Source organism: Promicromonospora sp. Marseille-Q5078 (assembly GCF_050315395.1).
GTDB lineage: Bacteria > Actinomycetota > Actinomycetes > Actinomycetales > Cellulomonadaceae > Isoptericola.
On sequence record NZ_JBNPQG010000001.1, the window covers coordinates 4,395,168 to 4,408,985 of the forward strand.

The 13,818-nt window shown below is 71.9% G+C and carries 6 protein-coding genes; 2 read left to right on the forward strand and 4 right to left on the reverse strand.

The features are described 5' to 3' along the window. Positions 1 to 58: 58 nt before the first annotated feature. Together ACQFYA_RS20190 and ACQFYA_RS20195 are read right to left on the reverse strand one after the other, a co-directional pair. The gene (locus ACQFYA_RS20190) at positions 59 to 3,034 is read right to left on the reverse strand and encodes a fibronectin type III domain-containing protein (RefSeq protein WP_499127166.1); all 2,976 of its coding nucleotides are present in this window, start codon (positions 3,032 to 3,034) and stop codon (positions 59 to 61) included. Between the two features lie 137 nt (positions 3,035 to 3,171). After that, on the reverse strand, positions 3,172 to 4,149 hold the full coding sequence (locus ACQFYA_RS20195; RefSeq protein WP_499127169.1) for a LacI family DNA-binding transcriptional regulator: 978 nt from the start codon (positions 4,147 to 4,149) through the stop codon (positions 3,172 to 3,174). A gap of 200 nt (positions 4,150 to 4,349) precedes the next feature. Between ACQFYA_RS20195 and ACQFYA_RS20200 the strand changes: the two genes are divergently transcribed. Further along, positions 4,350 to 4,769: a transferase gene (locus tag ACQFYA_RS20200; protein WP_499127173.1), complete on the forward strand. Its 420-nt coding sequence runs from the start codon at positions 4,350 to 4,352 to the stop codon at positions 4,767 to 4,769. A 4-nt stretch (positions 4,770 to 4,773) separates the two neighbouring features. Here the strand turns inward: ACQFYA_RS20200 and ACQFYA_RS20205 are convergent, their stop codons facing one another. Both ACQFYA_RS20205 and ACQFYA_RS20210 read right to left on the reverse strand, forming a co-directional pair. Further along, positions 4,774 to 5,049: a GlsB/YeaQ/YmgE family stress response membrane protein gene (locus ACQFYA_RS20205; RefSeq protein ID WP_499127176.1), complete on the reverse strand. Its 276-nt coding sequence runs from the start codon at positions 5,047 to 5,049 to the stop codon at positions 4,774 to 4,776. A gap of 130 nt (positions 5,050 to 5,179) precedes the next feature. Beyond that, complete coding sequence (locus tag ACQFYA_RS20210; protein WP_499127178.1) at positions 5,180 to 13,099, reverse strand: DUF5979 domain-containing protein; 7,920 nt, start codon at positions 13,097 to 13,099, stop codon at positions 5,180 to 5,182. A gap of 280 nt (positions 13,100 to 13,379) precedes the next feature. Between ACQFYA_RS20210 and ACQFYA_RS20215 the strand changes: the two genes are divergently transcribed. Next, positions 13,380 to 13,811, forward strand: a complete 432-nt coding sequence (locus ACQFYA_RS20215; protein ID WP_499127184.1) for a hypothetical protein — start codon at positions 13,380 to 13,382, stop codon at positions 13,809 to 13,811. Positions 13,812 to 13,818 lie beyond the last annotated feature (7 nt).

A 13,818-nucleotide genomic window follows, 5' to 3' on the forward strand; every position in this document is an offset into this window, starting at 1 on the left:
AGCGCCTGATGACGGTCCCGGTGCCGGAAGCGTCATCAGGCGCTACGTCGAGGACGCGCTACCGCGGCAGGGTGCTGGCCTCCAGGGCCACGGAGGGCTCCGACGTGCCGGCCGCGTTCACGGCGACCACCCGGTAGGTGTACTCCGTTCCTGGCTCGAGGTCCCGGTCGTAGGTGGTGTGCACCTTAGCGACGCCGACCTCCTGCGGCTCGCCGCCGGCCTCCGACCGCAGCACGCGGTACTCCGTCGCGCCCCCGCCCGAGGTCCAGACCAGGCCCGTGAACGTGGCGCCCTGACGGCCCACGCGCAGGTCGGTGGGCGGCGCAGGCACCGGTAGCGGGACCGTCACGCTCTCGCTCTGCTCCGACTCGCCCAGCTCGTTCACCGCCGCGACGGCGTAGTCGTAGGAGGCCACGGAGGCGCTGATCGTGTCGTCGGTGAACCCGGGCTCGGTGGTGGTGCCGACCGGGGCGAACGCGCCCCCGCTGTCCCGTCGGTACACCTGGTACGTCTCGGCGCCGTCCACCGGCTCCCAGTCGAGGGTGAACGCCGCGGCCGACACCTCCGTCGCCCGCACGCCCGCGGGGGCGACGGCCGGGTCCAGCGGGCCCGACGTCGCGGCCTCGACGTCGGAGGAAGGCTCCGACTCGCCACCCGGCGACACCGTGGTGACGGCGTAGCGGTAGGTCGACGACGGCTCCGCCGTCTCGTCCGTGTAGCCGGGCCCGGCCACGTGCGCGAGCAGCTCGAACGTGCCGCCGCCGGCCGGCGCCCGGTAGACGCCGTACGCGGTGGCCCCGTCCACCTCCGCCCAGCCGAGGTCGACCGAGTAGCTCCGCTCGGCGGTGACGTCGAGGTCGCCGGGCGCGGGCGCCGTCGTCGTCCCCGCGGTCACCAGCGCGCTCACCTCGGACGACGCGTCCGAGGACCCGCCCGGCCCGACCGCCGTCACCCGGTACCGGTACGGCACGCCGGCCTCGACGTCGTCGTCACGGAACGAGGTGTCCGCGGTGCTCCCGACGACCCGCATCGCGGGGTCGGACGACGACGCGCGCTCCACCAGGTAGGCGGTGGCGCCGTCCGAACCCGACCAGGTGACGGCGACCGACGAGTCCCCCGAGGCCTCCGCCCGGACGTCGCCGGGCGCGGCGGCCACCGGCGTGCTGTCGCCCGGCACCGGGTCCACGGCCACGAAGTAGTTCAGCACCGTGCCGCCCCCGTTGGCCCCCGTGACCACGCGCGACCCCGCAGGGAAGTGCGCCCGGAACACGTCCCACTCGCCGCCGTGGTCGTCGGTGACGGTGCCGCCGGTGGCCTCGTAGGTGTCGGTCAGCCACGCGGGGCGCGGCGAGATCCGGGTGTCGTGCGCGACGTACACGTCGGCGTCGAGGGGCAGGTAGAAGGAGAGCAGGTCGTCGTCGGGCGCGGCCCGCGACGCGACGGCCGAGCGCACCCACTCGGTGCCGCGCAGCTCGTCGGGGACCTGGGTGAACCGGTAGGCCTTGCTCCCCGTCATCCGGTCGCCGGCGGCGTAGTCCCCCACCTGCAGGTTCTGCTGGATCGACCACAGCGCGGCGTTCTCCGCACCCGTGCTGCTGGAGTCCGTGACGACGGCGCTGCGGATCGCGTCGCCGTTCATGGGCGCCGTCGGGGCCGCCTCCGGCGCCTCGGGCGCCGGGGGCTCGAAGGCCTCGCCCGACCAGTCCACCGGCGTCATGGGGTAGCCCTTCGGGAAGCCCGGCGCGGCGAGTTCGTGGAGGTACTCCTCGAGGTTCGTGTACCGGTCGCCGTCGTCGTCGCCGTTGCGGTCCTCGGGGTCCGCCGGGTCGAGCCCCCGCGCGCGTTCCCAGTCGTCGGCCATGCCGTCGCGGTCGGCGTCGGGGGCCGGCGTGCCCTCGTCGAGCTCGGGGTAGCCGCCGACGTCCGACTCGTCCCCGATGATCGCGCCGGTCTGGTGCCGCACCTCCTCGACGACCCGCGCGTCCACGGCGTCGCGCACGACAGAGCTGCCGGCGTGGTCGAGCGTCAGGTCGAGCGCGCGGCGAGGGCTCTGGCTGTGCACCGGCGGGTACTCGAAGCGCTCGGGGACCCGGATGGCCGGACGAGCGGCCTCGATCATCCCCGAGCCCGTGTTCCTGCCGTTCAGCACGCCGTCGCGGTTGCTGTCGATCCGGTTGTCGTCGAGGAACACCTGGTAGTTCTCGTTGCCCCGCACGACCCCCGCGGTGGGGTTCGCGGAGTTCACGCCGGCGACGAAGTAGTTGCCCACCACGTTGCCGTACCCCTTGGTCCCGGACTCGCCGCCGGCCACGTAGGGGAAGTCGCCCCAGTTGTAGACGACGTTGTTCACGAAGTCCATGACGCCCTTGGTCTTCGGGTTCCGGTCGTTGTTGTGGGCGTAGAGGTTGTGGTGCATCGAGATCGTGTTCATCTCGACGAGCCCGCCCATGGAGTGCGTCAGCCGGCCCTCCGACATGATCGACCACTGCACGGTGATGTTCTTCGACCTCGGGTCGTCGTAGTCCTTGCTCTTGATCGAGAGGACCTCGTCACCCGCCCAGGAGAACGACGAGTGGTCGACGATGACGTCCTGCGAGTCCTCGATGTACATCGCGTCGTCCGTGGACGCCGAGCCGAGCCGGAACCGCATGTTCCGGATGACGATGTCGCTGCTCTCGACGAACCGGATCGTGTTCCCCGTGATGGTCACGCCGTCCCCCGGCGCCGTCTGGCCGGCGATCGTGATCCCGTGCTTGTCACGCACGACGATCTGCGGGATGGCCACGTCCCCCGCGATCTCGAAGACGATCGTCCGTGGCACGTCGCCCGCGGTGGTCAGTGCGTCGTGGAAGGTGCCCGGCCCCGTCAGCTCCTTGCTCGTGACGTGGTAGACCTCGCCGCCGCGGCCTCCCGTCGCGGCGTACCCGAACCCCTCCGCCCCCGGGAACGCCGGCAGGGCGTCATAGCCCGCCGAGGCCGGTGCCGCGGGGACCGCGACGGCCAGGGCCGCCGCCACTCCGGCGGCGGCTGCCACCGCGGATCGTGCTGCTGACCGTCGTGCACTCATCGTCCGTACCTCTCTGTACGTGCGCAACATTATGGGAATGCGGTTTCCTGAACGTAGCGCGAGTGGCGAGCACCGTCAACAGGAGGGGTCGGTCGGGACGTGCGTCAGAGGCCGGGCGTCGTCGACCCGCGCGGCACCAGCTCGCACGGCATCGCGACGACCCCCGGCTCGAGGCCCCTGCCCGCGAGCGCGCCGTGCAGGCGCCTCGCCGCCTCGCGCCCCATCTCCTCGAGCTTCAGGTCCACGCTCGTGATGCTCGGGTCGGCGTTCCAGACGAGCGGGCCGAAGTTCTCGTACCCGACGACCGCGACGTCCTCGGGGACGCGGACCGACTCGCGCCGGAGCCTGTCGATGACGCCGAGCGCGATGGCGTCGGAGTCGCACACGACCGCGTCGACGGCGCCGGCCCCGACGTCGTCGAGGATGCGCAGCATCGCCGAGCGGCCCCACAGGGCGGTCCGCGGTCCGTCGGCGAGGTCGGCGACGAGCCGCACCCCCAGGGCCTCTGCGCTCTGGAGGACGCCGCCCCTGCGGTCGGCGGCCACCCGGTACTGCGGCCGCCCGCTGATGTGCGCGACCCGGGTGCGCCCGAGGGTGGCGAGGTGCTCGACCTGGAGGCGACCGCCCTGCGCGTCGTCCACGACCAACGACGTGTCCCGCGGGTTCCGGGACCGGCTGTGCACGTAGACGACCGGGACGGGCAGGTCCTCGCCCACCGGGTCGCGCTCCTCCGTGCGCCCGCCCACCACGATCAGCCCGTCGACCCGGCGATCCAGCAGGGCGTTGAGCTGGTGGCGCTCGCGCAGCCGGTCGCCACGGGCGTTGCAGAGGTGCACGAAGGACGAGGACGAGCTCAGGCCGTCCTCGAGCCCGTCGAGGATCGGCAGCGAGAACCGGGACTCCAGGTCGGCGGCGAGCACGCCCACGGACGTGACCGGCTGCCGACCCGGACCGCTGCTGGCGACGAACCCGAGCTCGCGCGCGCTGTCGAGGATCCGCCGGCGGGTGGCGGCGCTGATCCGTCCGCGCCCGTTGATGGCCTTCGACGCGGTCGACATCGACACGCCTGCGGCCTCGGCCACGTCCGCCAGCCTCGCACGGTGTCTGCGCACGCCAGCGCTCCCTTTCGTCCACGCGCCACCCGGCGGCGTTCTCGCTGAGGACCCGACCGTACTGCACACGGGAAGTCACGGCCGCGCTGTCGACGGGCCTGCCCCCGGGAACACCAGGCACCGCTTGCGCGTTATGTCACAAGATCCACCCGCACCACAGAGGAGCACTCTTGCGACGCATCCCCCGAAAGGTCGAGGTCGAGCACGAGCCGGGGAAGTTCACCCGCTACCTCCGGCACGACAACGGCGAGGGCTTCGTCTCGCCGCACGCGACCGTCCACCCCGACGCGACCATCCGGCCCGGCGCCTACGTCGAGGCCGGCGCGCGCGTGGGCGCGCACGCCACGGTGGGCCGGTTCAGCTGGGTGGACGTCGACGCCGTCGTCGGGCAGGGCGCCCGCGTGGAGGAGAACGTGCACGTCGGTGTCCGCGGCGTCGTCGGCGACGACGCCCGCGTCGGGTCCGGCACCAGACTCGGCGCCGGCAGCCGCGTCCCCGCCGGCATCGTCGTGCCCGCCGACGCGATCGTGCCCGACGGCGAGACCGCGCACGGCTCGCGGCGCCGGAAGGACTTCGGCACCGCCGCGTAGCGCGTCAGGGCTGCGACTGCTTGCGGCCCCCCATCCCGGCGACGAGGGTCACGCCGATCACGGCGAGCACGACCTGGAAGATCAGCTCCAGCCAGTCGATGCCCCCGGTGTCCTTGACGTCGAAGAGGCTCGCGACCAGCGTCCCGAGCAGGGCCGCGACGATCCCGACGAGGATGGTCGCGATGATCGAGATGTTCTGCCGGCCGCGGGCGAACAGCCGCCCGAGGACCCCGATGATGGCGCCGATGATGATCGCGGTGATGATGCCGGAGATGGTCACGGTGCTGCTCCCTCCAGGAGGACGGCGCGGGTCGCGCCCGTCTCGACGGTAGGACCGCCGGGCAGCTTCCGCCCGCCGAACGACGACGGCGCCGGCCCCGTGACCAGGGCCGGCGCCGTCGCGGCGTCCGTCAGTGCTGGTTCCGGCGCCGCACTCCGACGAGGATCACGCCGCCGGCGACCAGCAGCACCGCGAGACCGACCCACAGGGCGATGTCCGCACCCGTGGTCGGCAGCCAGCCGCCGCCGGTGTTGCCGCCGCCGTTGTCACCACCACCGGTGTCGCCACCGGGGTTGTCGCCACCGCCCGGAGGCGGGGGCGGGTCGAACGTGTTGGTCACGGTGACCTGCGCCGGGTCGGACGCGACCGTCACCGCGCCGGGGTCGCCCCCGGCGACGGTCGAGACCGTCGAGGAGGCCGCGCCCCCGTCGTCGGTCTCCGTCACGACGCACTCCGCGCCGATCGGCAGGCCTTCGTAGGTGACGGTGTCACCGGCCGCGATCTCCTGCGCCGCCCCGCCCGGGATCTCGATGTCCTGCCCCTGGAAGGTGCAGGCCAGCGTCACCTCGAACGGCCCGACGTCGTAGGAGTCGCCCTCGAAGTCGACCACCTTGTCCACGGCGATCGCCCCGACGTCGAACGTGTTGGTCACCGTGATGACCGCCGGGTCGGCGTCCGCGCCCGGCACCACCACCTGGCCCGGGTCACCGTCCTCGACCGTCGTGGAGACGGTCGACGACGCGGCGCCCGCGGCGTCCGTCTCCGTCACGACGCACTCCGCGCCGATCGGCAGGCCGTCGTAGGTGGCGGGCTCGTCCGGCGTCACCGTGCGCGTGGCACCGTCCGGGACCTCGATGTCCTGGCCCTCGAACGTGCAGGCCAGCGAGACCTCGAACGGCGCCGTGACGAACTCCGCCGCGTCACCGTCCACGACCTTGTCGACCTCGATCGACCCGGTGTCGTAGGTGTTGGTGACGTCGACCGTGATCGGGTCCTGGATCGTGGCGTCGCCGTCGATCGTCACCGGGTCAGGGGCGACGGTCGACGACGTCGCGCCCCCGGCGTCCGTCTCCGTGACGGTGCACGAGTCCTCGTCCTGCAGCCCGAAGTAGACCGCGGGGACGCCGGGGCCGAACCGCCGGTCCGCGCCGCCGGGGATCGTCCCGACCGGACCCGTCTCGGGGTTGGTGCACTCCAGGGTGACCGCGTACGGCAGGTCGCCGTAGGCCTCCTGAACGGCCGCAACGTAGTCCGGAACGTCCTCGATCGACTCCGGCGGCTCGGGCAGGTCCGGCATGTCCGGGGCGAAGGCCGCGCCGTCGCCGTCCACAGTCTTCTGGACCACCAGCGGAGCCGTGTCGAACGTGTTCGTGACGTCCACCGTGATGGTGGTCGGCGAGCCGTCCTCCTGCGCCGGCGGGACGACGATGCCGTTCACCTCGGTGCCGGGCACCGGGTCGCCGCCGTCGACGGAGATGGTGGTGGACGACGCACCGAAGTCGTCGGTCTCGTTGAGCGCGCACTCGGCGCCGACGGGCAGGCCGTCGTACGTGACGGTCGAGCCGCCGTCGATCTCGCGCTCCGCGCCGCCCGGGATGGCGATGTCCACCGGGTTGCCGTTCTCGTCCTCCCCGTAGGTGCACATGAGCTCCACGTCGAACGGCCCGGGCCCGTAGAGCGCCCCGAGCCCGGCGAGGTCCTTGTTCACCTCGATCGAGCCGACGTCGAACGTGTTCGTGATGACCACCTCGGCGGTCTCCCCGGCACCGACGGTCACCGTGTCCGGGACGACGACCGAGCCGGTGGCGTCGCCGTCGTCCGTCTCGGTGATGGTGCACTCCGCCCCTGCGGGCAGGTTGGCGATCTCCGCGTCGAGCGGCCCGGCGCCGCCCAGCACCACCGTGCTGTCGTAGACCGTCTGGGGTCCGGTGCCGTCGCCGTCGTCGAACGTGCACACCACGTCGATGTCGAACGGACCGGTGCCGTACTGGTCCGCCCCCTCCCCGTCGACCACCTTCTGCAGGTCGATCGCGCCGACGTCGTAGGTGTTGGTCAGCGTCACGTCGTTGGTCGGCAGGCCGACCACGTCACCGACCAGCGTGAGGTCGGTGGACGGACCGTCCGTCGTCACCGGGTGTCCGGGCAGGCCCTGGTCGACGGTGATCGTGGTGGACGACGCGTTGCCCGCACCGGTCTCCGTGACGGTGCACTCCGCACCCACGGGCAGCCCCTCGAACTCGACGGACTCGCCGTCCTCGAGCTGGAACGTCATCGGGTCGTCCGGACCGAAGCCCTCGGCGTACACGTCCTCACCGAGGAACGTGCACTCCACGGTGCCGTCGAACGGCCCGAACTCGACCGGGTTGCCGTCCTGGTCCACGGCGTCGCTGACGACCTCCTTGTCGATGACGATGCTCGACAGGTCGTACCGGTTGATCGCCGTGATGGTCGTCGGGTCGTCCGGGTCCTCGCTGTCGATCGTCACCGTGCCGACGACGAGCTCGGTCTGCCCGGCGTCCCCGTCCTCCGTGATGGTGCACTCCGCGCCGTACGGGAGGTCCGGCACCACGACCGGTGTCCCGGGCGTGACGGTGATGGGTATCGGATCCAGCTCCTCCTCCACCCAGGTGCCCACCGCGGACGTGCACTCGACGTTGAGGTCGAACGAGTCCGGCGCGTTCGCCGCTCCTTCGCCGGTGACCAGCTTGTCCACCTGGAGCGGGCCGGACGCCGTGGCGACGCCGACCTTGACGCCCTCCGTGGACAGCGAGTTGATGCGGTCGCCGCCCTGGGTCACGACGACGCCGGATGCGGCCGCGGAGTTGAACGCGATCGACCGGTCCCCCGCCTCCGGCGTCTCCGGCGGCGTGGTGGTGGTGCCCTCCAGCGCGAGCGAGCTGCCCGGCCGGAAGAGGTTCCCGTCCGCCATGGTGATGACCGCCTTGAAGGCGGTGATCTGCCGGTAGGTCGCCTCGCTCGTGTCCGCGGTGAGCTCGGTCCAGCCGCCCGCCTCGGGGTCGTCCGAGCAGGTCGGCTCGTTCAGCGGGTCGGTCAGGTCGTCCGCGCAGTAGTCGTCGACCAGCGTGTAGTAGAACGCCGTCGTGCTGCCGACCGGCGCGTTGACCACCTCGGGCGGGTACTCCTTGGTGAGGAGCGGCGCCCACTGCGAGTTGCGGGCCGAGTCGCTGGTCGGGTCCGACGCGGTGTCACCCGGGGTCGGCAGCCGGTCGTAGATCACGACCTTGTCCATGGGCAGGTTGCCGACGTTGTCGACCTGCACCCGCCAGGTCTCGTTCTGGCCCGGCGGGATGATCGGCGTGCAGGGGTAGGAGTAGAACCCGTCCGCGTCCGGCTCGCAGTCCTCGGGCGTGACGCTGCCCGGTTGGTCGGGGTCGACCATGATGCCGAGCGGGTACTCGTCGTTCGTCGCCTTGACGGTCTTCGACTCGGCGAGGACGCCGGACGGGATCGGCGTCACGTCCGAGTCCGCCTCGCAGGCTCCGGTCTCCTCGTTGATCCGCCCGTCGATGGTGCTCCCGTCGTCCCCGGACTGGGCCTGGCAGACGTCCCAGGGCCGGTCGCCGGTGACGCCGGCCGTGTTCTCGACCACCGTGTTGGCGGGCAGGGTGGTGCGGAACTCCACCTGCACGGTGATGGTGTACACCTGGCCCACCTCGAGCACGGTGCCCTCGGGGAAGGTCCAGGTCAGGCCAGCGATGTCGCCGTCCTGGTCCACGGTCACGTCGCCCGGGTCCGTGGGCATCTGCGGCCCGTTGGGCTGCCCGGGGGGCGCGGTGCCGGGCTCGGTGAGCGCGTAGCTGAACGGCTCGTCGACGTCGGCCAGCGTCAGCTGCGGCCCGTCGTCGTCGGTGGGCATCGGGTCGTCGATCACGACCGGGTCGTAGATCGGCCGGTTCCCGACGTTCGTCACCGTGATGTTCATCGGGAAGGGAGCGCCCGGAGGCTTCGTCCCACCGGTGATGTCGGTGTCGAAGTCCTTGACGATCTTCACGCCGTTCTCGGTGTGCTCGTAGTTGATCGTCCCGGACGCCTCGGCCTCGCTGGACACCGGGGTCGGGTTCTCCGGGTCGTCCGGGTTGAACACCAGGTCCGCGCCCGTGACCGTGGCCGTGACGTCGTTGGTGGCGACACCCGGCGCGTCCTCCCCCGGCGCCGGCTCGTTGAGCTCCAGGTCGCTCGGCACCGGGGTGCTCGGGTCGGAGCGCAACGTGTCCCGCACCTGCACGTCGAGGTTCACCGCCTGCGTCGGGTTCGCGGGGTTCTCCCAGATCGCCCCGTCGGCCCTCGTGAACGTGAACCGCAGGCCGACGACGTCGGCGGCGTCCACGCCGTCGGGCAGCGCGAACGTGCCCGAGGGCTCGCCGTCGGTCCACGTGCCGCCGGTGAACGTGTCGCTCGCCTCGTCGTAGGTGCCGCCCGTGTAGGCGTCCACCTGGACCTGGTCGATCGGCGCCGTGAGCGTCGACCCGTCGAAGCCGACGAGGTCGTACTGGTTCCAGAAGCTGCCGTCCACGTCGGTGAGCGTCATCTCCACGGCGCGCGACGGTCCGGTCGGCTGGCCGGTGATGGTCAGCGTCGACGTCGGGTTCTCCTCGGCGTCCGTGCCGGGCTCGACGATCGTGCCCGGGCTGAACGACTTCGTCTCCTCCATCGTGATCTCGGCGTCGCGCAGCTCCATCTCGGCGGTGTCCCAGGCCTGCGGGGTCTGGGCAGTGGTGCCGCCCGGGTCCGAGACCTCGGCGCCGGCGCTGTTCGGCACCGGGTTGGGGTCGTGGTCCACCGTGACCCGCTCGCCGGTGTACCGGTCGAACTCACGGAGCTTGAGGTTCATCTCCAGGACGCCCTGGTTGTTGCCCGACTCGGTCGACGCGATCCGGCCGTCGAAGGTGACCTCCACCCCGATCACGTTCTCGAGCTGCGCGGCGGTCAACGCCTCGGCCTCGACGTCGGTGTAGTCCGTGGTGCCGCCGCCCACCGTGGTCAGCGTGACCGTGGTCGTCTCCGTCCCGTCCGGGGGCGCGACGTCGATGATGTCGGTCAGGGTGAACGCGTCGAACGGGTTGGTGCCCGCGCCGACCTGCGGCTCGACGACGAGGTCGTTGTTGGCGTACGACGGCTCGGCGAGCCGCAGCTCGTCCACCCGGGCCACGGAGTTGTTCGACCCGGTGATGGTCGCGACGGTCGAGGGGAAGTCCTCGTACGGGGTGCCCTCGGGCGGCACGGAGAGCGGGCCGCCGGTCCAGTCCTTGGTGATCCCGACGTTGATGGGCTGGTCGAGGATGAGCACGTCGTCGTCGTCGGTGTCCGTGCGGTCGACGCCCTGGAAGGTCGCCGTGCCGCGCGCGGTGTCGGTGACGAGGCCCGGGTCGTCCGGGTTGTTGTAGATCTCGCCCTGCTGCTCGCCCAGTGCGGGCCCGCCGCTGCGGCGGTCGTCGCGGAGCTGGAACGTCAGGTCGAGGTGCCTGCCGTCCGACTGGGTGGAGCGGGCCACGCCCGAGCCGGCGGCCGGCACGGTCGGGTCGCTCGGGAACGGGTCGCGCCCCGGCGACTCGGTGTAGGTGAGCCGCGCCGAGGTCGCGGTCTCCTGCTCGTCGACCGTGAGGGTGTACCCCGGGAAGGTGCCGTCACAGGCCTCCGGGCACGGGTCGCCCGAGGCCTCCACCCAGGCACCGTTGATGAACAGCTCGACGCTCTCGATCTGGTCGTACTGGAGCAGCGGGTCGTCGGCCTGGATCTCGACGAGGTTGAAGGCGTCGTAGTACGAGCCGGCGATCGCCGGGTCGTCGGCGGCCACCGGGTCGGCGACGTCGCTGATCACCATCGGGTCCACGCCCTCGAACCCGTTGGTGGACCAGGTGATCTGCGCCGTGATCTCGTCCTGCGTGCGTGCGCGCAGGCTGTACGGCTCACCGCTCTGCCCCTCGGGCGCGAGGAACGACTTCTCGATGAAGTTGAGGTCGCCGGGGCCGACCGGCACGGGGAACGGGTCGACGGTGTCGCAGCCCTCGGCCGGGTCGGTGGGTGCGACGGCGTCGTTCGACGCGCTCGACGCGCCGCAGTTGGCGATCGGGTCGTCGCGGTCCTCCGGGCCGTCGTACGCGGCGACGAAGTTCGGGGAGAAGCTCTCGCCGGGCGGGATCCCGTCGCCCGTCGTGTCGTCGTAGACGAACTGCACGCCCTGGGCGTCGTCGGGGAGGTCGCAGTTCACCGTCGCGGCGCCCTCGATCGGGCTGCCGCAGTCGGGCGCCTCGACCCACTCGGTGCCGTTCCAGTAGTTGATCGTCAGCTCGGTGCCGGCGGGCACGTCCGTGGACCGCACCGACGACGCGGTGAAGTTGTCCCAGAACTCGCCCGGGGCGCCCGTGTCGGTCGGGTCCTGGACCACGATCTGGTCCGCGTTGGTGGTGGACCCGTCCTCGCCGAACGGCAGCAGCTGCGTGGGGAGCCCGACGACGACCGTCTGGCCCGGCAGCGCGGGGATCGTGGACGGCGAGATCGACTTGGTCGTCTCGGTCGCGAGCCGGTCCGTGAGCGTCTCGAGCGTCGCGTCCGCGGTCTCCGAGTCGTTCGGGATGGTGGCCGTGATCTCGTTCGGGTGCAGGACGTTGTCCTCGGCCTGGTCCGGGTCCGTGTCCGCGGTGAACGGGATCGTCGCCTCGGCCCCGGTGACGATGTCTCCGGTGTACTCGATCGAGAACCCGACGACCTCGCAGCCGGCGGGCGGGTCCGGCAGCGTGTCCTCCGCCTCCGCGGGGATCGGGTCCGTCGTCGTCCCGTCGGCGCACGTGAACGTCACGCTCGCGGCGTCGGCGTCGTTCGGCCACACCACGCCGGCTCCGGCACCGTCGGTGCCCCAGCCGGTGAAGGTGAGCGGGTCGTCGCCCTCGAACGGGCTCGGCGTGCCCTCGGACGGCTCCGTGATCGTCATCGACGTGGTCGGGTCGCCGTCGTTGGTCGCGCCGAGGGTGACCGTCGTCGGGGACCCCGCGCTCACGACGGCCGGGTCGAACGACTTGGTCGGCGTCACCGCGTTGTTCGGCGGCGTGATGACGTACGTGTCGCTGGCGTCCGTCGGGTCGGACTCGTCGTCACCGTGGATCACGTTCGACGAGGTGGTGTCGGTCACGGTGGTGGTGTCCGTGAGGTCGGTGACCGCGTCGGTCTGCTCGACGTCGAACGGGACGGACGCCTCGGCGCCGATCTCGATGTCACCGTCGAACTCGACCGTGAAGCCCTCGACCTCGCAGTCGGCCGGCGGATCGGGCAGCGTGTTCGGCGTCGTGGTGCTGTCGGTCGGGGTGGTCCCGTCCGCACAGGTGAACGTCACGTCCGCGGACGTCGCACCGGCCGGCCAGGAGACGTCGCCCCAGCCCGTGAAGCCGAGGTAGGTGAACGGGTTCGGGTCGGTACCCGCCGTCGGCTCGGTGATGACCAGGGAGTCCACCGGGTCGTTCGACGTGTTGGTGCTGCCGAGGGTCACCGTCGCCGGGGTGCCGGGGCTCGCGATCGCGCCCTCCGGGTCGATGGACTTGGTGGTCTCGGAGTCGAGGCTCAGCGGGATCTCGGGGACGATGTCGTCGGAGCCCGTCGCGGGCTCGGCGTTGTCCGAGTCCACCGTCGCCGTGTTGGTGATCGGCACGCCGTCCTGGCTGTACGGGATGTCGTCGGCGATCTGAGCCGTGATGAGGATCTGCGACTGCTGCCCGTTGTTCACGCTGTCGGCCGTGTAGGTCACCGTGTCGGTGTCCGTGTCGGCGTCGATCTCCGGGTTGACCGTGCCTGTCCCGGCGCTCTGGATCGACGCGCTGACGAGCTCGACGTAGTCCGGCAGCGGGTCCGTCATGGTGGTCGGCACGCACGGGTCCTGGTTGGGGTCCGAGCACGAGACGGTCACGACCCACGTGATCGTCTGGCCCGGCTGGTACGGACCGGTACTCGTCTCGACCTTCGAGACCTGCCAGGACGCCGCCGACGCCGACGTCGCCGGGATGACCGCCCCGGCGAACCCCAGCGCGAGCACACCGAGCACGGCCCAGCCGCGGCCGAACCGTCTCCCGTCGCGACGCCTCCGGTGTCGTGCCCCCGGACCCGTTGCCTTGCGACCTACCACCATCAGTGCCCCTCCACACATCGGTGCAAACCGCCCGCGCGCGACCGTGTGCGCGAGCACCACCTACGAAGGTGTCAGAAATCACCCGGGACGGCGCGTCGAACGGTGAACTCGTCCGGTCCCGGGCCCCCCGCGCGAGCGGGGCCCGGGAGAGTGACAGTCGAGGTGAGAGCGTCAGGTCACGACGAAGGAGCCGACCATGAGCCAGCCGACCGCACGACCCTCCCGGCTCGCCCTCCTCGGCGTCCTGGGGCTGGCGCTCGCAGGGTGCGGCGCCGACACCACCGACGCGATGGGGGATGACACCGCGGCCCCGTGCGAGGCCCTCGCCGCCTACACCGAGGACGTGGAGGACCTCGTGCGGGTCCTCGGGCCGGACGCGACCGTCGCGGAGGTGCAGGCCGCCCGCGACCAGGCCGCGCAGACGCAGCAGGCGCTGCAGGAGAGCATCGCCGACGTGACCGACGACCGCACCGACGACGTCGCCCGCGCCTGGGACTCCTTGGTCACGGCGTTCGGCGCGGTCGACTCCGACGCCACCCTCGCGGAGGCCGCCGCCGGCCTGCAGGACGAGGCCCAGGCCGTCGTGGACGCGACCGCGTCGGTCGCGGAGGACCTGGACTGCTCGTGACCCGCTG